The organism is Clostridium sp. MCC344 (assembly GCF_018785365.1).
Classification (GTDB): Bacteria; Bacillota; Clostridia; order Lachnospirales; family Lachnospiraceae; genus Pilosibacter.
On sequence record NZ_WQPQ01000044.1, the window covers coordinates 1 to 25,260 of the forward strand.

Sequence of the window (25,260 nt, forward strand, 5' to 3'; positions counted from 1 at the left end):
ATGCATGAGTAAATATCAACTGTGCAAGAGTAAACTCCACCGCCCTTTGGAGAAGTGGAATTTAAATTTTCATTTTAGGGTGTTTTCACTTGTTTGTACCCGGAGTTTACAGCTTTGTTCTGGAATGTTATACTTGCAAAAGACATGAAATATGGAAACATCAGCAGCGATTCAGAGCCTGCAGTTCTGGTATTTTCTGCGGACGGCGCAGGAGATGTGCAGATATATTTGATTTACGAAAATGAAAGGGAGCGCATGTGATGAGCGAGGAAAATAAAAGATCGATCCGGATCTCGGTCCGGAATCTGGTGGAGTTTGTTCTGCGCTCCGGAGATATCGACAACCGAAGGTCCGGGAACGCCCAGAAGGATGCGATGCTGGCCGGGGGACGGATCCACAGGAAGATCCAGAAACGGATGGGATCCGGATACCGGGCGGAGGTCCCGCTGAAACATGAAGTCACGGATGACGAGCAGGAGATCGTTCTTTCGGTGGAAGGCCGGGCGGACGGGATCTTCACGGAAAACGGGATCACGGTGATCGACGAGATCAAGGGCATGTATACGGATGTTGCGAGACTGGAAGCACCGATCGAAGTCCACCTCGCCCAGGCAATGTGCTACGGGTATTTCTACTGCTGCGACAAGGATCTGGACGGGATCCGCCTGCAGCTCACCTACTGCAATCTGGAGACGGAGGAGATCCGGCGGTTTCAGACCGACCGCTCAAAGGAAGAACTGGAACAGTGGTTTTCGGGCGTGGTCCATGAATATTTTAAATGGGCGAGATATCTCTACCACCATGAGCTGACCCGCGACGCATCGATCCGGAATCTGGAATTCCCATACCCGTACCGGGAGGGACAGAGAGACCTTGTGGTGTCTGTCTACCGCACGATCAGCCGGAAAAAGCGGCTGTTCATCCAGGCACCGACCGGGATCGGAAAGACGCTCTCCACGGTGTTCCCTGCGGTCCACGCGATCGGGGAGGGAAAAGGCGATAAGCTGTTTTATCTGACCGCAAAGACGGTAACGAGGACGGTCGCTGAGGAAGCACTCCGGATCCTTCGGGGAAAGGGACTGATCTTTACTTCTGTGACGATCACGGCGAAGGAAAAGCTCTGCCCGCTGGAAAACTGCGAGTGCAATCCGGATGCATGCCCGTATGCGAAGGGACATTTTGACCGGGTGAACGAGGCTGTCTTTGACATCCTGCATCTGGAACAGGAGATGACGAGGGAGAAAATCCTGGAATATGCCGAAAAATATAAGGTATGCCCGTTTGAATACTGCCTTGATATTTCAAGCTGGACGGACGGGATCATCTGCGATTACAACTACGTGTTTGACCCGAATGTGCGCCTGAAAAGGTATTTTGCGGACGGGCAGACGGGGGAATATCTGTTCCTTGTGGACGAGGCGCATAATCTCGTCTCGCGGGCGCGGGAGATGTACAGTGCTGAGTTAAAAAAGGAAGATATTCTCACGGTAAAGCGCCTGACAAAGGGCAAAGCTCCGAAGCTTACGAAGGATCTCGAGAAGTGCAATCAGGTGATGCTTGCGATGAAGCGGGAATACGAGACATGGCAGCTCTTATCGGATGTGACATCCCTGGCGGCAGCGGCGATGGCGGTCTTTTCGGATGTGGAGACATTTCTGGAGGATTTTCCGGATTTTGAAGGGCGGGACGAGGTCCTTGACTTTTATTTTGGACTCCGGGATTTCCTGAATGTCTATGAGCTATTGGATGATCATTACCGGATCTACGCGGAAAATGTGGGCGTTTCTTCCTTTAAAGTGCGGCTGTTCTGCGTGGATCCGTCCTCGAATCTTTCACTCTGCATGGCACAGGGGAACAGCACGATCCTGTTCTCGGCGACGATGCTGCCGATCCGGTATTACAAGACATTGCTCTCAGGAAATGAGGATGATTACGCGGTCTATGCGAACTCCCCGTTTGCGGAAGAGAAGCGGCTTCTCATGGTGGCGACGGATGTCAGCAGCCGGTATTCGAGGCGGAGTGCGAGTGAATACCGGAAGGTTGCGGAGTATATCCGGGAGGTTGTCCGGTCGAAGAACGGAAATTATATGGTGTTCTTTCCTTCCTACCAGTATATGGAGCAGGTCGAACAGGCTGTGGAGGAGCTGGATTTTCCGGCAGATCTTCTGGTGCAGGGACAGGGAATGAAGGAGCAGGAACGACAGGAATTTCTGGAAGAATTTGAGAAGAAACGGAATCATTCGCTGGCGGCCTTCTGCGTGATGGGCGGCGTGTTCTCGGAAGGAATTGATCTGAAGGAGGAACGTCTCATCGGCGCTGTGATCGTCGGAACGGGGCTTCCGATGGTCTGTGTGGAGCAGGAAGTCCTGCGCGGATATTTCGAGGAGAAAGAGGAGGCGGGCTTTGATTTTGCCTACCAGTATCCGGGGATGAATAAGGTTCTGCAGGCGGCAGGGCGCGTGATCCGGACCACGGAGGATGAGGGGATCATCCTGCTCCTCGATGACCGGTTCTTAAAGAGAGAATATCTGGAACTGTTTCCGAGAGAGTGGGAACATTTTCAGATGGTGAACCGGGGAAACGTGGGACAGTGCATGGAGGATTTCTGGGAGAGCAGAAAGTAAAAGAAAAAAGAGCCATGTCCGGCATGTAGTTGAGCGGGACATGACTCTTTTTGGTTTAATCCTACAGCATATCCATAAACTGCTTTGCAGCCTGGGAGACCGGAAGGTTCTCGTTGTGGACAACGACGAGCTGGCGGACCGGGAGAGTCTCGGAGAGCTTTAGGATAAAGAGCTGTTTTTCGTCCTCCGGGATACAGAAATCCGGGACGAAGGCGATCCCGAGGCCGATCCTTGCGAGGTCGATCAGAAGATCGTTGCTGCTGAGCTCGATCTCCGGGACCAGGTCGAGATGGGATTTCTGGAACATGGAGTGTAAAAACTCGCTGGTTGTACTCTTGCGGTCGAGCATCATGATCGGATAATCGAGAAGCTCGGCGAGTGTGAAGGTCTTATCCTGCAGCGGGAAGTGCTCGGCGCTTGCGACGAAGACATCGCGGAATTCGCGGATGGCACGGACGCTGTGGGTGTTTAAGAGACCGGAGTTCGGGTAGTTTGTGATGATGAAATCTACCTGGCCGTTCTCTAAAATGTGGGCGCACTCGATCGAGGTGGAGTTTGTCACTTTGATGTGGACGTTCGGGTAGAGCTTGTGGAATTTATTTAAGTACGGGACCAGGAAATAGCGGCAGATCGTGTCGCTGGCGGCGATACGGAGCTGGCCGCCGTTTAAGGTGTTTGCCTCTAAGAGCTGGGTCTCGCCTTTGTGAATCAGGTTCATCGCCGGTTCGATATGTTTAAATAAGATATCGCCTTCCGGGGTGAGCTGGACGCGTTTTGTACTTCGGATGAAGAGGGTCTGGCCGAGCTTTTTCTCCAGGACCTTGACGGACTGGCTGACCGCGGACTGGGAGATGTAGAGGCATTTGGAGGCCTCGGAGAAGCTCAGGGTTTTTGCGACGTAGTAAAATACTTTATATAATTCGTAGTTGATATCCATTATTAGTCCTCCTAATGAAACAAGGTTATTTTATCATAGAATGGGGGATTTGAAAAGGGGGAAAAGGAAAATTGGTTGTTGCCTGCTGTTGCCAAATTGGTTGGCGGGCGGTGAGCATCCGGCCAGGAGTGCTGGGGATGCGGGGATGGTTCCTCTAACCTCCCGGGAGACTGCTAAGGGCGGAGAACAGCGGACACAACTCGCTTCGCTCAAACAAGTGTCCGCTGTTCTCCAACGCAGTCACCCGCGAGCTAAGAGGAAGCCAGATCCCCGGATCATGCACTCCTGTCCGGACGCTCACCGCCGGCGGCGGTATTGCTGGCATATTTTAAGAAGGGATGTTTCTGTGGATAGTGACAATCGTTGGGCAGAAGTTTCGTTATTTTTGCGGGTGACATGTGCTTATGTATGAATTCCAGGAGAGAAGTAAATTCTGCGAGCCTGGTGCAATAGGTTTTTTCTTTACTATGGAAGTCAGGGAAAAAATATGGTATGCTTACAGGGAACATGGAATTTTTGATATGTTTATATTTTTATCAATAGAAGAACGGAGAGAAGATCATGGCAGAGAAAATGAGATATGGCAGTAATGAGAATGAGAGTGGGAATGTTGATGACGAGTTCAACAATGCGAATGAGGAGCTGAATCCAGAAGATATTTACCGTGTATATATGGAAGAGATCGCGGCGATCCCTCCGTGCAGTGAGGAGGAGAATGAGAAGCTGCTCGGGGAGATCCGGAGTGGGAATAAGGCGGCGAGGGAGCGTCTGATCGAGGGTAATCTGAAAAATGCGCTGTTTTTTGTTCAGGATTATATCAATAAGGGCGTCCCGATGGCGGATCTGATCCAGGAGGCGAGTATGGAGCTGATGATGCTGGCGGATGAAGGCTTTGAGGGGAGCTTTGAGAAGCTTTTAGAGAGCCGGATTCGTGTCCGCATGGAGGAGATCATCAACGACCAGAAGAAGGAGACGGATATCGAGGAGGAGATGCTGGCGCGCGTCAATGTTCTCCAGGAGGTTTCAAAGTCCATGGCGGAGGAGCTTGGGCGTGAGGCGAAGCTTTCGGAGCTTGCGGAGCGCATGAAGATGACGGAGGACGAGGTCCGGGAGATCATGAAGGTGACAATGGATGCGCTCAGCATGAGCAAGATCAATCAGGATCTGCAGAGTTAATAATTTGCGGTGATACAGGATGGAAAAGAGTTCATCGCTGTGGGAGTATGCTGGATGTGACAACTGATAAGCATAAGTAATAAAATAAATTAGATATATTAACTTTACTAATCACACAAATCTGTGCTATGATAATGGAAAATGGATTGCTCCGCACGAGGTGGCGCTGCAGTCATGAAAAATAACAACCATCGGACAAAGCCGTTTTCCAGGAGGAGAGACTATGAGCGTAAAGCGCGTGTTTGTTGAGAAGAAACCGGAATATGCAATCAAGGCGAGAGAGCTTCGCGAGGAGATCGAGAGCTACCTTGACATTACAGAGGTAACGGGCGTTCGTGTACTGGTCCGCTACGATATTGAAAATATTTCTGAGGATGTATATAAAGAGGCACTCGGAACGATTTTTTCCGAGCCGCCGGTCGATGAGGTGTTCGAGGAGACATTCCCGCATGGCGCGGACGACGTGGTATTCTCCGTCGAGTATCTGCCTGGGCAGTTCGACCAGAGAGCTGATTCTGCGGAGCAGTGTGTAAAGTTATTAAATGAGAATGAGGAGCCGGTGATCCGCTCCGCAATGACTTATGTGATCTCCGGAAAGCTTTCCGCTGAGGAGATCGCTGCGATCAAGTCCTTCTGTATCAACCCGGTGGACTCCAGAGAGGCGTCCGAGGAGATCCCGGAGACACTTGTGACCGTATTTGATGTGCCGGAGGATGTTGCGATCTTTGACGGTTTTAAAGATATGGATGAGGCGGCTTTAAAGGAACTCTACAGCTCCTTAAATCTCGCAATGACCTTCAAGGATTTCCTTCACATCCAGAATTACTATAAGAACGAGGAGAAGAGAGATCCGTCTGTGACAGAGATCCGTGTGCTCGATACATACTGGTCCGATCACTGCCGTCATACGACATTCTCCACAGAGCTGAAAAATGTGACATTCACAGACGGTGACTACAAAAAGCCGATTGAGGACACTTATAACCAGTATCTTGCGGATCATAAAGAGATCTACAAAGGCCGCGACGACAAGTTTGTTTGCCTGATGGACCTTGCGATCATGGGCATGAAAAAGCTCCGCAAAGAGGGCAAACTCGAAGATCTCGAGGTTTCTGATGAGATCAACGCCTGCTCCATCGTTGTTCCGGTCGAGATCGACGGAAAGACAGAAGAGTGGCTTGTAAACTTCAAGAATGAGACTCACAACCATCCGACCGAGATCGAGCCGTTCGGCGGCGCTGCGACATGCCTCGGCGGTGCGATCCGTGATCCGCTTTCCGGACGTACTTATGTATACCAGGCAATGCGCATCACAGGTGCGGCAGATCCGACAAAACCGTTAAATGAGACATTAAAGGGAAAACTCCCGCAGAGAAAGATCGTCACAGAGGCTGCCCATGGATACAGCTCCTACGGAAACCAGATCGGACTTGCGACCGGTTATGTAAAAGAGCTTTACCACCCGGGATATGTTGCAAAGAGAATGGAGATCGGTGCCGTTATGGCAGCAGCTCCGAGAAAGAACGTCATCCGTGAGACATCCGATCCGGGCGATGTGATCATCTTACTTGGCGGACGTACCGGACGTGACGGTATCGGTGGTGCGACAGGTTCCTCCAAGGTGCACACAGAGGCATCCATCGAGGTCTGCGGCGCTGAGGTCCAGAAAGGTAATGCCCCGACTGAGAGAAAGATCCAGAGAATGTTCCGCCGTCCGGAAGTTTCCAGACTGATCAAGAAGTGCAACGACTTCGGCGCAGGCGGAGTTTCCGTAGCAATCGGTGAGCTCGCAGACGGACTTCTGATCGACCTTGACAAGGTTCCGAAGAAGTATGCAGGTCTTGACGGAACAGAACTTGCGATTTCCGAGTCCCAGGAGAGAATGGCAGTTGTTGTTGACCCGAAAGATGTTGACGCATTCTTAGGCTACGCAGAGGAAGAGAACCTTGAGGCGGTGACGGTTGCGACGGTTACCGAGAGCCCGAGACTCGTTCTCACATGGCGCGGAAAGACCATCGTTGATTTAAGCCGTGCGTTCCTTGATACGAACGGTGCTCACCAGGAGACAGACGTGACCCTGGAAGTTCCGAACCACGAGGGAACCCCGTTTGAAAAGAAAGAAGTGGGAGACGTTAAGGAAAAATGGCTGAAGATGCTCGGCTCCTTAAATGTATGCTCCCAGAAAGGTCTCGTTGAGATGTTCGACTCCTCCATCGGCGCATCTACCGTTATGATGCCGTATGGCGGTAAATATCAGCAGACCGAGATCCAGACCATGGTTGCAAAGCTTCCGGTCCTCGAAGGAAAGTGCGACGCTGTGACCATGATGAGCTACGGCTTCGATCCGTATCTCTCCAGCTGGAGCCCGTACCACGGCGCGATCTATGCGGTCCTCACATCCGTTGCGAAGATCGCGGCAGCAGGCGGCGATTATAAGAAGATCCGCTTCACATTCCAGGAGTACTTCCGCAGAATGAGCAGCGAGCCGACAAGATGGAGCCAGCCGTTCGCAGCACTTCTCGGTGCTTACAACGCACAGCTCGGCTTCGGGCTTCCGTCCATCGGCGGAAAGGACAGCATGTCCGGAACCTTTGATGAGGAGAGCGGAAAGGAGATCGACGTTCCGCCGACACTCGTCTCCTTCGCAGTTGATGTGGCGAACGCAAAGAACATGATCTCTCCGGAATTCAAGAAAGCCGGAAACAAGATCGTTGTACTTGAAATCAAGAAAGATTCCTATGATCTCCCGGATTACGCGCAGATCATGGATGGTTATGATAAACTTCATGAGGACATCAAGGCAGGCCGCGTGATCTCCGCTTATGCCGCTGAGGCGAACGGTATCGCAGAGGCTGTCAGCAAGATGGCATTCGGCAACCACTTAGGCGTAAAGATCGAGCATGACGTGGATCCGAGAGACTTCTTCGCACCAGCATGGGGCGACATCGTATGCGAGGTTCCGGCAGATAAGGTCGGAGAGCTTCAGATGAGCTACCGTGTGATCGGTGAGGTTACCGACAAGGCAGACTTTGAGTACGGCAATGTCTCCATCACGCTCGATGAGGCATTAAAGACATGGGATGCGACTCTTGAGGATGTATTCCCGACCGAGAGCGGCGTGAAGAAGGAAGAAGTTAAGAACGAAGTATTTAAGGCAGACAACATCGTGATCTGTGACCACAAGATCGGAACTCCGACCGTATTCATTCCGGTATTCCCGGGTACAAACTGTGAGTATGACAGTGCAAAGGCATTTGAGCGCGCCGGAGCGAATGTCATCACGAAGGTATTTAAGAACATGAGCGCCGAGGATATCCGTGATTCTGTCGAAACTTACAGAAAATCCATCGGGCAGGCGCAGATCGTCATGTTCCCGGGCGGATTCTCCGCAGGCGATGAGCCGGAAGGTTCCGCGAAGTTCTTTGCTACCGCGTTCCGCAACGAGGTATTAAAGGACGAGATCATGAAGCTCTTAAATGAGCGTGACGGACTCATGCTCGGTATCTGCAATGGCTTCCAGGCACTCATCAAGCTCGGACTCGTTCCGGAAGGAAAGATCGTAGAGCAGAAGCCGGATTCTCCGACCCTGACCTACAACACGATCGGACGTCATGTCTCCAAGATGGTGAACTTAAAGGTTGTCTCCAACAAGTCCCCGTGGCTTGCTGAGGCAAAGCTCGGCGGTATCTACATGAACCCGGTATCCCACGGTGAGGGACGTTTCGTAGCTCCGAAGGAGTGGATCGACAAGCTCTTTGCAAACGGACAGGTTGCGACCCAGTATGTGGATCTTAACGGCAATCCGACGATGGATGAGTACTGGAACCCGAACGGCTCCTTCATGGCGATCGAAGGTATCACAAGTCCGGATGGACGTGTATACGGCAAGATGGGTCACGCAGAGAGACGTGGCGACTTCGTTGCAAAGAACATCACCGGAGAACAGGATCTGAAGCTGTTTGAGAGCGGTGTGAAGTACTTTAAATAATTGAAATACTGATACTTTGAATGCCCCGGGGGATGCGTACTCCGGGGCATTTGCTGTGGTGCTGTTTCCTGTCACATCACCGCGGTGATTCAGTTAGTTGACAGAAACCAGGGCGCGTACTAAACTGAAGATATCCGTGGCCGGCGGACAGAATGGCCGAATGAAGACCGCTTCGCAGGACAGTTTCCTGCGGAAAGCTCAGGAGGCAGCCGCGAAACCATGATGACAAAATTGAATTTTGGGGGTATCTGATATGGCATGCACAACAATCTTGGTAGGAAAAAACGCATCATATGACGGTTCAACGATGATCGCGCGAAACGATGACTCCGGTTCCGGACATTTCACGGCGAAGAAATTCGTGGTGATCCATCCGGAGGAGCAGCCGAAGGTATACAAGTCAGTCCTTTCCCATGTGGAGATCGAGCTTCCGGGCGACCCGATGAAATTTACGGCAGTCCCGAATGCGATCAAAGGAAAGGGGATCTGGGCGGCCAGCGGCGTTAATGAGAAGAACGTGGGAATGACAGCGACAGAGACGATCACATCGAACGCCCGCGTGCTCGGCGCAGATCCGCTTGTAAAATATCAGCCGGCGGAGGACGGAAAAGAGGAAGCTGCCGGCGGGATCGGTGAGGAAGACCTTGTATACATCACACTTCCGTACATCAGCAGTGCGAGAGAGGGCGTGATCCGCCTCGGAAGTCTCCTGGAGAAGTACGGGACTTATGAGATGAACGGCATCGCTTTTCAGGATGCGGGTGAAATCTGGTGGCTCGAGACGATCGGCGGCCATCACTGGATCGCAAAGCGTGTTCCGGATGACCGGTATGTGGTGATGCCGAACCAGTTCGGTATCGATGAGTTTGACTTAAACGATGCGTTCTCTGAGCAGAAGGAGCATATGTGTTCTTCGGACCTTCGTGAATTTATCGCAGAGAACCATCTGGACCTCTCTTTAAACGGCGGAAATGGCAGTCATTTTGATGCGAGAGCTGCGTTTGGAAGCCACAGTGATTCCGATCACATCTACAATACTCCGAGAGCATGGTTCATGTGCCGCTACTTTAACCCGCATACAAAGAAGTGGGATGGACCGGATGCGGACTATACGCCGGAGTCCGATGATATCCCGTGGAGCATGGTGCCGGAGAAGAAGGTGACAGTCGAGGATGTCAAATATGCACTTTCCTCCCATTTCCAGGGAACTCCGTTCGACCCGTATGCGAAGAGCGGGGACGGCCTCCAGAAGGGCAAATACCGCGCGATCGGGATCAACCGCAACGATTTCCTGGCTCTGATCCAGATGCGCCCGGACGTTCCGGCAAACTGCCAGGCAGTCCAGTGGCTTGCATTCGCGTCCAACGCGTTCAATACGCTGGTCCCGTTCTATGCGGCTGTTGACGAGACTCCGGAATACCTTGCGAACACCACAAAGGAAGTTTCCACAGGGAATTTCTACTGGTCGGCAAGAATGATCGCCGCGATGGCGGACGCATCTTTTGCGAAATCTGCGATCCACATCGAGCGCTACCAGAATGCGGTCCAGGCGAAAGGACATGCCCTGCTCCGCAAGTATGACGCCGAGGCTGCAAAGATCACGGATCCGGCGGAGAGCAGAAGACTTCTGGAGAAAGCGAACCGTGAGATCGCAAAGATGTTAAAGGAAGAGACGGGGAATACCCTGGATCATGTGCTCTTTGAGCTCAGCAATTCCATGAAGAACGCGTTTTCAAGATCTGACGCATAACAAGTTCAGGCCGAACGCATGTGAGACTTGACGCGTAATTCCGGCCGGTGGAAGCTGATAAATTCTTCTCAGAACGAGACCTCTGCAGGGATGATGCGGTGTAGATCAGGCCGCAGGATCCCGGGCGGAGGTCTTTTGTCATATTTTTGTACTTTTTGACGCTTGACACGGGAACCTCATCCCGTTATGCTACTTATGGCAGAAAATGCTCAGATTTACATGCCGCGCCTTTTTGTGTTAAGATAAACAGAAAGAGCGCAAGGCGCATGGAAGCTGAATACAGGATAAATGAGGTTTTAAGATGGAAGAAAAAGAGGTACAGGGAGCACCGGTGCACAAACGGCGTGTCCGTTACAGCGGGACACACCCGAGACGGTTTGAAGAAAAGTATAAAGAGCAGAATCCGGAGAAATATGCCGATACGATCGAAAAGGTCATCAAAAAGGGCAGCACTCCGGCCGGCATGCACATCTCGATCTGCGTGAAAGAGATCCTGGATTTCCTGGATATCAAGCCGGGAATGCAGGGGCTGGACGCCACACTTGGATACGGCGGTCACACGACGGAGATGTTAAAAAAGCTGGAAGGACAGGGGCATATGTATGCTCTTGACGTGGATCCGATCGAGATCGTAAAGACAAAGGAACGCCTGAAGGAACGCGGCTTCGGAGAGGAGATCCTTACGATAAAACAGATGAACTTTGCCGATATCGACAGGCTCGTCCCGGAGGCGGGGCTGTTTGACTTTGTCCTGGCAGATCTCGGTGTCTCCTCGATGCAGATCGACAACCCGGAGCGCGGTTTCACTTATAAGGCCGATGGTCCGCTGGATCTTCGCCTGAACCCGGAAAAAGGAATATCTGCGGCGGAGCGCTTAAAACAGATGGATATGGAAGAGATCGCGGGCATGTTCGCGGAAAACTCCGATGAGCCTTATGCGGAGGAGATCGCACGGGAGATCGCAAAGAGAAACCGGAAACGTCAGTATATTGAGACGACCACGGAATTAAAAGAAGTGATCGAGCAGGTGCTTTCTTTTATCCCGGAAAAAGAGCGGAAGGAAGCCGTGAAGAAATCCTGCCAGAGATGTTTCCAGGCGCTGAGGATCGATGTCAACCAGGAATTCGAGGTTCTGGAAAGCTTCCTCTCAAAACTGCCGGGGATCCTGGCACCGGGCGGAAGAGCTGCGATCCTGACCTTCCATTCCGGGGAAGACCGCCTTGTAAAGTATTACTTTAAGGACGGCAAAAAGGAAGGAATCTACAGCGACGTTGCGAGCGATGTGATCCGTCCATCGGCGGAAGAATGCCAGAGAAACCCGCGTGCAAGATCCACAAAGATGCGCTGGGCGATCCGGGATGGCGAAAATCCGCACAGGATGTAAAGAAAAAACAGGCTCGGAAACGGAACTTGGAAATGAGAGAAGGAAACGGTTCAGCAAATCTTAGTATTCATTTGGCGGAATGGTTTCCGGAAGACAGAATCAGAAAGAAAAATAGATTATGAACAAAAAGATAGAAGAAACAACAGAGGAATACGAGAGAAAAGAAGGGAGTGGGCTCGAGCGCGCGGGAGCCGCGGCGATATTCTTCTTGTCGCCGGTATTATCCTACATCATGTTTGAACTAGTGACAGGAAATCTTGCCGCAGTGCTGCCGAAAAATGCGGTGCTGAACATGGTGTGGATGTTTGCGCTGTACCTTCTGGTATTCGGAATCTCCGGAAGTAGCCGGATCTCCATCCCTGTATCCTCCGTGATCCTTTATGTGATCTCTCTGGCGGAAGCCTTTGTCGTATCCTTCAGAAGCCGCCCGATCATGATGAGTGATGTCCTTGCGGTGAAGACCGCGATGACGGTGGCCGGGAGCTATAACTACACACCGACCTTTATGATGATCATCTGCGGGATCCTCCTGATCATGTGGAATGTACTGGCGCAGCTCGTGCCGGTGAGGATCAGGGGGAAGAAAAAAAGAGCTGCCGTGTTTGGCGGATCCGCTGCTGCGGTCGCGGTGTTTATCGGCGGCTTCTACACGGTCCTTGTCCCGAAACTGGGACTGGAGGTAAATCTCTGGGACCCGACGACTTCCTACGCGGAGAACGGCTATGTGCTGGCGTCGGCGGTATCCTTAAAATATCTGGTAAAGAAAGCTCCGGAGGGTTATTCCCAGGCGAAGATCCAGGAGATCTATGAAAAATATGTGGGAAGCGAAGAAGAGCAGAACGAGGAGACGGCGGCCGCGGTGGAAGCGGGAGATGCGGTCCAGCCGACCAACATCATCTGCATCATGAACGAGAGTCTTTCCGACCTGTCGGTGGATGGGGAATTTACGACGAATACAGAGTATTTCCCGTTCCTCAACAGTCTGACGGAGAATACCGTAAAGGGAAAACTCTGCATGCCGGTGTTCGGCGCGATGACCAGCAACTCTGAGTTTGAGTTCCTGATCGGTGATTCCATGTACCTGATGCCGAGAGGCAGCATCGCTTACCAGTTCTATGTAAATCCCGGCGTCCGCTCCATGGTCAGCACGGTGAAAGACCAGGGATACACGGCTGTCGCCATGCACCCGTACCCGGCAGAGAACTGGAACCGCCGGATCTGCTACAATAACATGGGATTTGACGATTTCATGGATATCAGCGCCTATGAGGGCCGGGATGAGCTCCGAAATTATATCAGCGATCTGAGCGATTTTAAACTCATCACGGAGTATGTCGAAAAGAAGGCAAATCCTGATGACAAGTTATTCCTCTTCAATGTGACGATGCAGAACCATGGCGGATATACGATCCCGTTCGCAAACTTCGATCAGGAAGTATGGCTTACCGGGGACATGGAAGGAAAGTATCCGGAGGCGGATATGTACCTGTCTCTTGTGAAAAAATCGGATGAGGCATTTGAGTGGCTCGTAAATTATTTCTCCCAGTGCGACCAGCCGACGATGATCGTCATGTTCGGCGACCACCAGCCAGGGATCGAGGACGAGTTCTTTGACGAGGCGATGGGAGTGGAGAGCGCGAAGGCCCCGAACGAGCAGAAGATGTGCTGGTACGAGACTCCGTTCGTGATCTGGACCAACTACGACCAGCCTGCGGAGGATATGGGACGCTTAGGTGCGATCTACCTTTCTTCCTACGTGTTAAAGCGCGCGAACCTCTCACTGACTCCGTACAACGAGTTTTTACTGCAGCTTTCCGAAAAGCTCCCGATCATCCATCATCTCGGCATCTGGGAGTCGGACGGAACTTACCATGGCTGGGAGGACGCGGAGAGCGGAGAGTACGAGTGGAAGGAACAGCTGATGGAGTACGAGAACCTTGTATACAACCACAGCCTGGATCCGAAGACCGTAAATGAGATGTTTTCGATTTCGCAGTAAAAACTTTATGCCGAATGCATGTATGACTTGGCGTATCATTCTGGTCAGCATGAATTCATAAGATTTTTCGAAATTGCTGAGACAAATATAAAACAGAGGGCAGCCTGAAAGAGGGCTGTCCTTTTTGCTTACAGAAAATTCCGATGGAACTTCCTGTAAGCAAAAAGGCACTGTGCGCCTAAGATGCGCACTCGCGCGAGATGAAGGTTGTCGCAAGCGACCGCGCGAGACGCCCGAATGTACTGAGGCATATTCTTTTAATTTACGCGAACAACGAGCCAAAGTCTGCGCTTGCGCGAGACCTTGGCGACTGTCGTGATAACAAGGGGAAACTCGCGAAGCGTGTTTTCACTTGTTCAAAAAATTTCTCAAATAGGATTGACAACTTGGTTAGTTAGTGCTAATCTTTGTTAGTAGGAACTAACAGCCGATAAAGATACCCCCACAGGGAATCCGAAATGTGCTGTTTTTGCGGTTGTGAAGTCATGGCATGGCTGCGATAAAAAGGAGGCGTGATCAATGATAAACGGAATTATTATCGTTGTACTGATCGTGGTCGCGATCTTTGCAGTGAAAGGGGCAATGCACCAGTTCGTCTACGGCTGCTGCGGATCGAAGGACGTGGAGAAAAAGATCAAGGTGCAGGATAAAAATACGTCGGATTATCCGTACTATGCAGTTGTCGGCGTCGATGGAATGAAATGCAAACACTGCAAGCTCCATGTGGAGAATGCGTTCAACGAGAAGGACGGCAACTGGGCGGAGGTAAACCTCGAGAAGAAGGAAGCCGATGTCCGGATGAAGACAAAAATGACGGACCGTGAGATCCGCGATACCGTGAGCAAAGCCGGATATGTGCTCCGCGATATTGAATGGAAGCAGGCGTAGGAAATTTTTTAATTCGGAATGCGAAGTATCGGCAAGATCAGATTGACGGATATGTTGTGTACAGGCAGCAACGATTTTACAGGAATGAGAGGGATGCCGGATGTGGCAGAAAAAAGACATCGTGAATGAATTCCAGAGGCTTGGAAAACGCATTACAAAACAGAGAATGGTCATCCTTGACGTGATCCTGGAACAGAACTGGACAGACTGCAAGGAAGTTTACTATGAGGCTGTGCAGAGGGATTCGACTGTGGGACTTTCCACTGTCTACCGGACGATCCGGATGCTGGAGGAGATGGGCGTTTTAAAGCGTGTTTACCAGTATGTTTTTACCGATGAATCGGGAGAACAGGTCGATGGGGAGAGCGAGATCATCGCACCGGAATTTCACGGAAAAAGCGGGCTCAGAAAGACTGAAAAAGACGACGAAAAATGCTGTTCCGTCAGCGCGTCATAAAAGAGATAATTGTCAAAAATTGACAAAGTTTCTCAATTAAAGACATTATATTTGACTAACCGGGAGGTGTGGTGTTACCATGTTGAAAACGCAGAAAGACCTTCCGGTTTTTCCCGTTGTGTATAAAAAAGAAAGCAAGGAAGTGAGGACCGATGAAACACCATAAATTCTGGGCGTGGGCAACCGTTTTCTGCTTTGCTATGGTCATGTATACCGGTTATAAACATAAGTGACCGGGATGACCGTAACTGTTTCGTATCTTTACAGTTACAGATAAACTAGTGATTCTATTTTTTATTTACAGGAGGATTTAAAAATGTTAGATGTAAAGAAATGCTTAAAATTAAAAAATGTCGCTGTATTCGCAAGTGGTGTTCTCTTTGGAACAGCAGGTATCAAGGTCCTTGGAAGCCAGGATGCAAAGAAATTATATATTAACTGTCTCGCAGCAGGTCTCCGCGCAAAAGAGTGCGTGATGACAACTGCTTCCAACATCCAGGCAAACGCTGAGGATGTTCTTGCAGAGGCAAAGGAGATCAACCGTGCCCGTGCGGAAGAAGAGTTCGGTGAGGAAGAAGAGACAGCAGAGGATCTCACAGAGACTGCAGAAAATACAGAGGACGCTGAATAATCATCATGAAAACAGGAATCAGATTTACGGTAAAGCATGAAATCAGAGGCCGTATCCGAATCCATCTCACCAGAGGACGCCTGTCGATCAGACAGGCGGACCTCTTTTCCTTTTATCTCGCATCCCTTCCACAGGTAACGGCAGCAAAGGTATATGAGAGAATCGGAGATGCGGCGATCAGTTATACTGGCACGAAGGAAGACCTCATTGCAGAGATCTTAAAATTCTCGTTTGACGATGAGAAATTAAATGAACTCGTGCCGACAACCGGAACCAGAGCGTTAAATCAGGAATTCCAGGAAAAGCTTGTGACTAAGTGTCTCACAAGATGCTTCACAAAGATCTTCCTTCCGGCTCCGGTCCGCGCGGTATGGACTGCGATCCAGTCTGTTCCGTATATCATCAAAGGAGTCAGAAAGCTTGCAGGAAGAAAACTGGAAGTCGAGGTCCTCGATGCGACCGCGATCACGGTTTCCATGTTGAGAAGCGATTTCAACACGGCAGGATCCGTCATGTTCCTTCTCGGGATCGGTGAGCTTCTTGAAGACTGGACCCACAAGAAATCCGTCAGCGATCTTGCTGGCAGCATGTCCTTAAATATCGAGAAGGTATGGCAGAAGACAGGAGATGCGGAAGTCCTTGTCCCGATCTCCGATATCAGGGAAGGAGACCTCGTTTCCATCCATGTCGGCAGCGTGATCCCGCTTGACGGCGTCGTTGAGTCCGGCGAGGCGATGGTAAACCAGGCGTCCATGACCGGCGAGTCCGAACCGGTCCGCAAAGAGAACGGCATGTACGTCTATGCAGGAACTGCGGTCGAGGAAGGAAATATCGTTGTCCGTGTCAAGAAGGCAGCTGGATCTACAAGATTTGAGCGTATCGTCAAGATGATCGAGGATTCAGAAAAACTGAAATCTTCCCTTGAGACGAAGGCATCCGGTCTTGCGGACGCTCTCGTTCCGTGGAGTCTCGGCGGCACGATCGTGACCTACCTTCTCACGAGAAACGTGACGAAGGCGATCTCGATCCTTATGGTCGATTTCTCCTGCGCGTTAAAGCTTGCGATGCCGCTTTCCGTTCTCTCCGCGATGAGAGAGGCGAGCAGCTACAAGATGACCGTCAAAGGCGGTTCCTTCATGGAAGCCGTTGCAGAGGCGGACACGATCGTCTTTGATAAGACCGGCACACTCACAAAGGCACAGCCGGTCGTTGCCGATGTTGTCACCTTTGAGGGACGCGATCAGGATGAGATGCTCCGGATCGCTGCCTGCCTGGAAGAGCATTTCCCACACTCCATGGCGAACGCGGTTGTTGCGGCATCCAAAGAAAAAGGACTCATCCATGAGGAGATGCATTCCAAAGTCGACTATATCGTGGCCCATGGAATTGCCTCCCATATCGGAGAGGATAAGGTTCTGATCGGAAGCTACCACTTCGTATTTGAGGATGAGAAGTGCGTGATCCCGGAGGGCGAGGAAGAGAAGTTTGAGGCACTCCCGGCAGAGTACTCCCACCTGTATCTCGCGATCGCGGGAAGACTGGCGGCTGTGATCTGCATCGAGGATCCGCTCCGTCTGGAAGCTCCGGAGGTCATGAAAGAACTCCGGAAACTCGGGATCAAAAAGATCGTCATGATGACAGGTGACAGCGAGAGAACAGCGCGTGCGATCGCTGCGAGAGTCGGTGTGGATGAATACCACTCAGAGGTTCTCCCGGAAGATAAGGCAAACTTTGTGGAGGCGGAGAAGAACGCAGGCCACAAGGTCATCATGGTCGGCGACGGCATCAACGATTCCCCGGCTCTTTCCGCAGCCAGCGTCGGTATCGCGATCAGCGAGGGCGCTGAGATCGCGCGAGAGATCGCGGATATCACGATCTCTGAGGATGCGATGTTCCAGCTTGTGACCTTAAAAGCGATCAGCAATGCGCTGATGCAGCGTGTCCACAGAAATTATCGCTTTGTCATCAGCTTTAACTTCGGTCTCATCATCCTGGGAGTGATGGGGGTACTCGCTCCGGCGACATCCGCCCTGCTCCACAATACGTCAACTCTGTGCATCAGCATGCACAGCATGACGAATCTCCTGAAGGATGAGGAGAAAAAACATTAAACTATAAGAATGACCGATCTGCCCGCGGCCGGAAACATCCGGCTGCGGGTATTTTTTACGCGGACAACGGGCCAAAGTCCGCGCTTGCGCGAGACCTTGGCGACTGTCGCGATAACAAGGGGAAACTCGCGAAGCGTGTTTTCACTTGTTGTGCCGCGCCTGTCAGGAGTCCGGCTGTGTTCGATTTAGTGGTTCACAAGCGGCGGATTTCATGCTATACTAATGCAGGCATGTGGCAGAAGTCTGCCATCTGCTTCTTAAAAATGACAAAGGAAGGCACAAATATGAACTATATGATCTGTATTCCTTCACCGAGACTCGTCTCGAGGGAATACTGTGAAAGGATCCACAACATTCTGGCAAGAATGTCGGATCAGTACCGGGTCAATATCGTTCCGGAGCCGGTAAAGATGCGGCAGGGATCCTGCCCGGATTTCTATAAGAAATACCGGATCTACAAAGATATCAAGGATCGCGACGGAAACGGAGAGGCATATCTGACCTCCGAGGAAGAGAACATGATCTTAAGTGTCTGCAGAAATCCGGAGGAAGTGGAGCTCATGAAGAGCTGCACCTACGCATACCGGTATCCGACGACGCTGGTCCTCAAGAGCTTCCGGGAAGATAAGAAAAGATAACGAAGCGTTGGCAAACAGGTAAAAGTGTGATATACTTATTCTAAGTCCGCGGGGCGGCTGGGGGCTGCCTGGCGGGAAGGAAAAAAGAGAGCTGTGGCGTCTGGAACGAAAAAGTCACAGAAGATTTACGAGGAGTGCAGAGAAGATGAAAAACAGAAGAGTTTTTTTAAAGCTCAGCGGAGAGGCCCTTGCAGGTCCGAAAAAAACTGGCTTTGACGAAGATACGGTGAAGGAAGTCGCAAGACAGGTCAAGGCGTCTGTAGATGCCGGTGTACAGGTCGGGATCGTGATCGGCGGTGGAAATTTCTGGCGCGGACGCACGAGTGACGCGATCGACCGTCCGAAGGCGGATCAGATCGGAATGCTCGCGACTGTGATGAACTGTATTTATGTATCCGAGATCTTCCGCAATGCGGGAATGAAGACACAGATCCTCACCCCGTTCGAGTGCGGAAATATGACAAAACTGTTCTCCAAGGACCGTGCGAACAAGTATTTTGAGCACGGAATGGTCGTATTTTTTGCCGGCGGGATCGGACAGCCGTATTTCTCTACCGACACAACGATCACTCTGATGGCAATCGAGATGGATGCGGACTGCATTCTCCTCGCAAAGTCCATCGACGGCGTATACGACAGTGATCCGAAGGTAAATCCGAATGCGAAAAAGTATGACGAGATCTCGATCCAGGAAGTGATCGACAAGCAGCTCGGAGTCGTTGACCTGACTGCTTCCATTATGTGTATGGAACACAAAATGCCGATGGCGGTATTCTCCTTAAACGAAAAGGATGGAATCGCGAACGCCATGCAGGGAAAAATTAACGGTACGATCGTTACCGTCTGATAACAGGAGGAAACCATGAGCGAAGAATTAAAAGTATATGAAGAGAAAATGGAAAAATCCATCGATGCCCTCTTAAACGAGTACGCATCCATCCGCGCAGGACGTGCAAACCCGCATGTACTTGACAAGATCAAAGTAGATTACTACGGAACTCCGACTCCGATCCAGCAGGTCGGAAATATCTCCGTTCCGGAAGCAAGAATGATCCTGATCCAGCCGTGGGAGAAGAGCCTGATCCGTCCGATCGAGAAAGCGATCCAGACTTCCGAGCTTGGAATCAACCCGAGCAACGACGGAACAGTGATCCGCCTTGTATTCCCGGAGCTCACAGAGGATAGACGTAAAGAACTCGCAAAGGACGTAAAGAAGAAAGGTGACGGGGCGAAGGTTGCGATCCGTAACATCCGCCGCGATGCGAACGAAGCGTTCAAAAAGATGGAAAAGAACGATGAGATCTCTGAGGACGATTTAAAGGATCTTACCGAGAAGGTACAGAAGCTGACAGACAAGGCGATCGACAAGATCGATAAGGCCGTAGAGAACAAGACGAAGGAAGTTCTTACCGTATAAAAACGAACAGCCTGATTCCTGAGCAGAGGGAAATTTCCGGATGGAAGATCCCAAATCGTTCAGGATGACGGTACATGACAGACGGGGACAGGGGAAGATTTCCTGTCCCTTGTTTTTACATTGGTTATAAAAGGGAGAACAAATATCATGGAAGAGAATTTAAAGATCCCCGCCCATGTGGCGCTGATCCTGGATGGAAACGGAAGATGGGCGAAGAAGCGCGGACTTCCGAGACAGCTTGGACATAAAAAAGGCTGTGAGACACTGGAGCAGGTCGTTGAGGACGCAGCACGGCTTGGAATCCGGTATCTGACCGTATATGGATTTTCCACGGAAAACTGGAAGCGCCCGGAGGAGGAAGTCGGTGCGCTGATGCAGCTGTTCCGCTTCTATGCGAAGAGACTTCTCGCGATGGCGGAAAAGAATAACATCCGGGTCCGCATGATCGGCGAGAGAAACCGGTTTGCACCGGATATCGTCGAGGCGATCAACGGTCTGGAAGAAAAGACGAAAGAGAATACAGGAATGACCTTCGTGATCGCCGTAAACTATGGAAGCCGTGACGAGATCACGAGAGCCGTGAGAAGGATCATGGCGGACTGTAAGGATGGAAAGATCGCGCCGGAGGAGATGACGGAGCAGGTCTTCGCCTCCTATCTCGACACCGCGGGGATTCCGGATCCGGATCTCATGATCCGCACGAGCGGGGAACTCCGCCTTTCCAACTATCTGTTATGGCAGCTCGCGTACTCAGAACTCTACGTGACCGAATGCCTGTGGCCGGACTTCAATAAGGAAGAATTATTGAATGCGATCCGCCAGTATAATAAGAGAGAACGCCGGTTCGGAGGAGTTGCGGCGGTAAAAACAGAGTAAGAGGTGATCTTATGTTTACGACCAGACTGATCAGCGGAATCGTCCTTGTGATCATCGCGGCGTTTCTGCTTGTTGAGGGCAGCACGGTCCTCTATTTTGGTTCCCTGGCGATCTCTTTGATCGGACTTTATGAGCTTTACCGGGTCATGAAGATCGAAAAGTCAGCGCCGGGATATGTGGGCTATGCGGCTGTCGTGGCCTATTACTGGATCATGGGAAGCAGAGAGCAGTATGTGACGTTCCTCGCGATCGTTTCCCTCATGATCTTAATGACGATCTACGTGGTGACGTTCCCGAAATACGGAACAGAGCAGATCACGGTCGCATTTTTCGGGATCTTTTATGTCGGGATCATGTTTTCCTATCTCTATCAGGTGCGAGAGATGCCGGACGGAAAATACCTTGTCTGGCTGATCCTTTTAAGTTCCTGGGGCTGTGATACCTTTGCCTACTGTGTGGGAAAGCTTTTCGGAAAACATAAAATGACACCGAAACTGAGCCCGAAAAAGACGGTGGAAGGCGCGGTCGGCGGTATCGTCGGTGCGGCAGTGCTGGGTTTCCTCTACGGAACCTTCTTTAAGAACAATATGATTCAGGTGACGAACCCGGGCGTGATCTCAGCGGCTGCCTGCGCGATCGCAGCAGTGATCTCCATGGTGGGAGATCTGGCGGCATCCGCTATCAAGAGAAACCATGATATCAAGGATTACGGAAATCTGATCCCGGGTCATGGAGGGATCCTGGACCGGTTTGACAGTATGATCTTTACGGCCCCGGCGATCTATTTTGCGATCACGTTCATGGGGATCCGCTAGGAAAGGATGAGACCGGCAGTCCGGCGAGAGAGACAGAAGACCGCCGCCTGCGGAAAACGAAAGGGTTTTAATTATGAAAAGAATTGCTATTCTGGGTTCTACGGGATCGATCGGGACCCAGACGCTTGATGTAGTCCGTGCGAATGGCGATATTGAAGTTGTCGGGATCGCGGCGGGCAGAAATATTCAGGCGCTGGAGAGCCAGATCCGGGAATTTTCCCCGAAGATCTGCGGCGTCTGGGATGAGGAGAAGGCGAAAGAACTGGCTGTCCGTGCGGCAGATACAGATACGAAGATCGTCTCCGGCATGGAAGGACTTTTAGAGATCGCAGTCATGGAGGGCTATGAGATCCTCGTGACAGCGGTGGTAGGCATGATCGGTATCCGACCGACAATGGCGGCCATCGAAGCCGGAAAGGATATTGCACTGGCAAACAAGGAGACGCTCGTGACGGCGGGACATCTGATCATCCCGCTCGTAAAGGAGAAGAAAGTCCGTCTTCTCCCGGTGGACAGCGAACACAGCGCGATCTTCCAGTGCTTAAACGGGGAACACGGGAATAAGATTGAAAAGATCCTCCTGACAGCATCCGGCGGTCCATTCCGCGGCTGGACGAGAGAACAGATGAAAGATGTACAGGTTGAGGACGCCTTAAAGCATCCGAACTGGTCCATGGGTGCAAAGATCACGATCGACAGCTCCACGATGGTCAACAAAGGACTCGAGGTCATGGAGGCAAAATGGCTCTTTGACGTCGGAATGGACGATGTCCAGGTTGTTGTGCAGCCGAAGAGCGTGATCCATTCGATGGTGCAGTTTGAGGACGGCGCGGTGATGGCGCAGCTCGGCACGCCGGACATGAAGCTTCCGATCCAGTATGCACTCTATTACCCGGAGCGCAGACCGATGAAGGGAGATCGTCTGGATTTCTGGACAATGAAGGAGATCGTCTTCGACAAGCCGGATTATGAGAATTTCCGCGGCCTGGCACTCGCGAGAGATGCAGGAAAAGCGGGCGGATCCGTTCCGGTCGTCTTCAACGCGGCGAATGAGTTCGCGGTCGCAAAATTCCTCGCGAAGAAGATCAGATACCTTGAGATCACGGATATGATCGAGGCGGCGATGGAGCATCATAAAAAGATCGCTCATCCGTCCCTGGACGAAGTGCTCGAGGCGGAAGCGGAGACATATGAGTTTTTAAAGAAACAGTGGGGATTCGTAACTATTCAGTAGGTCTGCGCATTTATTGCGCTGACCGTAAGAAAACATTGGTTTGAAGGCAAAAATCCTATCGGCGTAGCCGATTTGGAATGGATTTTTGCGCGTAACTGTGAAGGTACTGAACAGTTACGGGGATTCTAACGAATAATAGAAAGCAGGTGAACAATAAAGTTGAATCTTGGTTATCTGGCAGCGGTGGTGGTCCTTGGCGGTATCATCCTGTTCCATGAGTTTGGACATTATCTCCTGGCGAGGTTAAACGGGGTCGCTGTTGTGGAGTTTTCGGTGGGTTTTGGGCCGAGACTTCTCTCCTGGGTGAGCAAAAAGACCGGGATCCGGTACTCATTAAAACTTTTGCCGCTCGGCGGATCCTGCGCCATGCTGGGAGAATTCGGGGAAGATGAGAATGAAAAGGAAGAAATTCCGGATGTGAAGGGAGTTTCCTTTTTCGATAAAGGACCGCTTGCGAAAATGGCGGTGATCGCGGCCGGACCGATTTTTAATTTTATTCTGGCTTTTGTGTTCTCGTTTGTGATCTTATCCTGGGCGGGGATCGATCTTCCGGTCCTTGCGGGAACTTCCGAGGGAATGCCTGCACAGACGGCAGGACTTCAGGAAGGCGATGTGATCACGAAGCTTGACGGCAGAAAGATCCATCTGTCAAGAGAGATCTCCATGTACCTCATGTATTCGGGACAGGATCTGGTGCAGGTGGAATATCAACGGTACGATGAGAGCTCTGCCTCCTGGACGACGGGACATACGGTGATCCAGCCGGAGCTTAAGGATGGGAGATATTATCTCGGCGTGATCCTGCGCGGATACCGGAGTGCGGCGGAATCCCCGCTTCAGCTTCTCCAGTACAGCGCCTACGAGGTGCGCTACTGGATCCTCACGGTGATCGACAGCTTAAAGATGATCGCCGGCGGAAAGGTTTCGACCAACGATATCGCCGGTCCTGTGCGGATCGTCACGATCATCGACCAGACGGTGGAGGAGAATACGCAGTACGGCTTTGTGACGGTTGTGATGAACCTCTTAAATCTCATGGTCATGTTCTCGGCAAACCTCGGAGTCATGAACCTGCTCCCGTTTCCGGCGCTTGACGGCGGGCGGCTGGTGTTCCTGCTTTGGGAGCTCGTGACGAGACATCCGGTGAGCCAGAGAGTCGAGGGCGCAGTCAATATGGCCGGGATGGCGCTTCTCATGACATTTATGGTATTTGTCATCTTTAATGATCTGAGGATCATTTTATAGTTTTTGAAATTGGGAGAGAAATGTATGTTTAGAGATCATACAAGAGTAATTCAGATAGGGGACAGAAAGATCGGAGGGGGAAATCCTGTCCTGATCCAGTCCATGTGCAACACGAAGACAGAGAACGTCGCGGCAACGGTGGAGCAGATCCACCGCCTCGAGGAAGCCGGATGCGATATCATCCGCGTGGCAGTCCCGACGATGGAGGCTGCGGCTGCGATCCGCGAGATCAAGAAACAGATCCATATCCCGCTCGTCGCAGATATCCACTTTGATTACCGCCTTGCCATCGCTGCGATCGAGAGCGGAGCGGATAAGATCCGGATCAACCCGGGCAATATCGGGGCGCGGGAGCGCGTAAAAGCTGTCGTGGATAAGGCGAAGGAGTACGGGATCCCGATCCGTGTGGGCGTGAACAGCGGTTCCCTGGAAAAAGATCTTCTGGAGAAATACGGCGGCGTGACCGCGGAGGCGCTCGTTGAGAGCGCGTTGAAGGAGGTTGCCGTTGTCGAGGAGCTCGGCTACGATAATATCGTGATCAGCATCAAATCCTCCGACGTTTTGATGTGCGTGGCAGCGCATGAACTCATTGCGAAAAAGACGGATTATCCGCTCCATGTCGGGATCACGGAGTCCGGAACGTTGCTTTCCGGCAATATCAAGTCCTCCGTGGGACTTGGAATTATTCTCCATGAGGGGATCGGCGATACGATCCGTGTCTCCCTGACCGGTGATCCGGTGGAGGAAGTAAAGAGTGCAAAGCTGATCCTGAGGACTCTGGGACTCAGAAAAGGCGGCGTGGAAGTTGTTTCCTGTCCGACCTGCGGAAGAACCCAGATCGATCTGATCCACCTCGCAAACCAGGTCGAAAATATGGTATCCGGCATGGATCTTGACGTGAAAGTTGCCGTTATGGGCTGCGTGGTCAATGGTCCGGGCGAGGCGAGAAGCGCGGATATCGGGATCGCCGGAGGGATCGGCGAAGGTCTCCTGATCAAAAAGGGAGAGATCATCAAGAAGGTACCGGAAAATGAGCTTCTTTCCGTTCTGCGGGAAGAACTTTTGAAGATGCAGGAGATGCAGAAATAAG

The 25,260-nt window shown here is 51.5% G+C and carries 21 protein-coding genes; 20 read left to right on the top strand and 1 reads right to left on the bottom strand.

Annotation, left to right across the window (positions count from 1 at the left end):
- The first annotated feature begins 114 nt into the window (after positions 1-114).
- Positions 115-261 carry a hypothetical protein gene (locus tag GPK90_RS11805; RefSeq protein WP_215703079.1) on the top strand — a complete coding sequence of 49 codons (147 nt, stop codon included), beginning with the start codon at positions 115-117 and terminating at the stop codon, positions 259-261.
- The gene (locus tag GPK90_RS11810; protein ID WP_215703080.1) at positions 261-2,624 is read left to right on the top strand and encodes an ATP-dependent DNA helicase; all 2,364 of its coding nucleotides are present in this window, start codon (positions 261-263) and stop codon (positions 2,622-2,624) included. Before GPK90_RS11805 ends, GPK90_RS11810 begins: the two co-directional genes overlap by 1 nt.
- Before the next feature lie 61 nt (positions 2,625-2,685).
- On the opposite strand, the gene GPK90_RS11815 is transcribed toward GPK90_RS11810, so the two are convergent.
- Positions 2,686-3,561 (bottom strand): LysR family transcriptional regulator, encoded by an 876-nt coding sequence (locus GPK90_RS11815; protein ID WP_142411683.1) that lies wholly within the window; start codon positions 3,559-3,561, stop codon positions 2,686-2,688.
- 404 nt (positions 3,562-3,965) lie between these two features.
- On the opposite strand from GPK90_RS11815, the gene GPK90_RS11820 reads away from it, so the two are divergent.
- The 18 genes from GPK90_RS11820 (at position 3,966) to ispG (ending at position 25,259) form a co-directional block, all read left to right on the top strand.
- Positions 3,966-4,151, top strand: a complete 186-nt coding sequence (locus GPK90_RS11820) for a hypothetical protein (RefSeq protein WP_147352474.1) — start codon at positions 3,966-3,968, stop codon at positions 4,149-4,151.
- Positions 4,123-4,737, top strand: coding sequence for a sigma-70 domain-containing protein (locus GPK90_RS11825; RefSeq protein WP_118298438.1), 615 nt, complete (start codon positions 4,123-4,125; stop codon positions 4,735-4,737). Before GPK90_RS11820 ends, GPK90_RS11825 begins: the two co-directional genes overlap by 29 nt.
- Before the next feature lie 223 nt (positions 4,738-4,960).
- Positions 4,961-8,725, top strand: a complete 3,765-nt coding sequence (locus tag GPK90_RS11830; RefSeq protein ID WP_215703081.1) for a phosphoribosylformylglycinamidine synthase — start codon at positions 4,961-4,963, stop codon at positions 8,723-8,725.
- Positions 8,726-8,978: 253 nt separating this feature from the next.
- Entirely contained in the window at positions 8,979-10,475 is a 1,497-nt protein-coding gene (locus tag GPK90_RS11835) for a C69 family dipeptidase (RefSeq protein WP_118529733.1), read from the top strand.
- 301 nt (positions 10,476-10,776) lie between these two features.
- On the top strand, positions 10,777-11,859 hold the full coding sequence (gene rsmH, locus GPK90_RS11840) for a 16S rRNA (cytosine(1402)-N(4))-methyltransferase RsmH (RefSeq protein ID WP_118298441.1): 1,083 nt from the start codon (positions 10,777-10,779) through the stop codon (positions 11,857-11,859).
- A 118-nt stretch (positions 11,860-11,977) separates the two neighbouring features.
- Positions 11,978-13,858 (top strand): LTA synthase family protein, encoded by a 1,881-nt coding sequence (locus GPK90_RS11845; RefSeq protein ID WP_215703082.1) that lies wholly within the window; start codon positions 11,978-11,980, stop codon positions 13,856-13,858.
- Positions 13,859-14,377: 519 nt separating this feature from the next.
- Positions 14,378-14,746 carry a heavy-metal-associated domain-containing protein gene (locus tag GPK90_RS11850; RefSeq protein WP_118529735.1) on the top strand — a complete coding sequence of 123 codons (369 nt, stop codon included), beginning with the start codon at positions 14,378-14,380 and terminating at the stop codon, positions 14,744-14,746.
- 100 nt (positions 14,747-14,846) lie between these two features.
- Positions 14,847-15,203: a Fur family transcriptional regulator gene (locus GPK90_RS19600; protein WP_118298444.1), complete on the top strand. Its 357-nt coding sequence runs from the start codon at positions 14,847-14,849 to the stop codon at positions 15,201-15,203.
- Between the two features lie 316 nt (positions 15,204-15,519).
- A complete protein-coding gene (locus GPK90_RS11860; protein ID WP_118298445.1) occupies positions 15,520-15,834 on the top strand; it encodes a DUF6110 family protein in 315 nt (104 codons plus the stop codon).
- A 5-nt stretch (positions 15,835-15,839) separates the two neighbouring features.
- The gene (locus GPK90_RS11865) at positions 15,840-17,945 is read left to right on the top strand and encodes a heavy metal translocating P-type ATPase (protein ID WP_252197447.1); all 2,106 of its coding nucleotides are present in this window, start codon (positions 15,840-15,842) and stop codon (positions 17,943-17,945) included.
- A 284-nt stretch (positions 17,946-18,229) separates the two neighbouring features.
- Positions 18,230-18,583, top strand: a complete 354-nt coding sequence (locus GPK90_RS11870; RefSeq protein ID WP_118298487.1) for a hypothetical protein — start codon at positions 18,230-18,232, stop codon at positions 18,581-18,583.
- A gap of 145 nt (positions 18,584-18,728) precedes the next feature.
- A complete protein-coding gene (gene pyrH, locus GPK90_RS11875; RefSeq protein WP_118298446.1) occupies positions 18,729-19,430 on the top strand; it encodes a UMP kinase in 702 nt (233 codons plus the stop codon).
- Positions 19,431-19,445: 15 nt separating this feature from the next.
- Positions 19,446-20,000 (top strand): ribosome recycling factor, encoded by a 555-nt coding sequence (gene frr, locus GPK90_RS11880; protein WP_118322076.1) that lies wholly within the window; start codon positions 19,446-19,448, stop codon positions 19,998-20,000.
- 147 nt (positions 20,001-20,147) lie between these two features.
- Entirely contained in the window at positions 20,148-20,876 is a 729-nt protein-coding gene (uppS, locus tag GPK90_RS11885) for an undecaprenyl pyrophosphate synthase (RefSeq protein WP_215703083.1), read from the top strand.
- Between the two features lie 11 nt (positions 20,877-20,887).
- Entirely contained in the window at positions 20,888-21,691 is an 804-nt protein-coding gene (locus GPK90_RS11890) for a phosphatidate cytidylyltransferase (RefSeq protein WP_118529737.1), read from the top strand.
- A 73-nt stretch (positions 21,692-21,764) separates the two neighbouring features.
- Positions 21,765-22,925, top strand: coding sequence for a 1-deoxy-D-xylulose-5-phosphate reductoisomerase (locus tag GPK90_RS11895; protein ID WP_215703084.1), 1,161 nt, complete (start codon positions 21,765-21,767; stop codon positions 22,923-22,925).
- Between the two features lie 159 nt (positions 22,926-23,084).
- Positions 23,085-24,170 carry a M50 family metallopeptidase gene (locus GPK90_RS11900; protein ID WP_215703085.1) on the top strand — a complete coding sequence of 362 codons (1,086 nt, stop codon included), beginning with the start codon at positions 23,085-23,087 and terminating at the stop codon, positions 24,168-24,170.
- A 24-nt stretch (positions 24,171-24,194) separates the two neighbouring features.
- Positions 24,195-25,259, top strand: a complete 1,065-nt coding sequence (gene ispG / locus GPK90_RS11905) for a flavodoxin-dependent (E)-4-hydroxy-3-methylbut-2-enyl-diphosphate synthase (RefSeq protein ID WP_118322072.1) — start codon at positions 24,195-24,197, stop codon at positions 25,257-25,259.
- Position 25,260 lies beyond the last annotated feature (1 nt).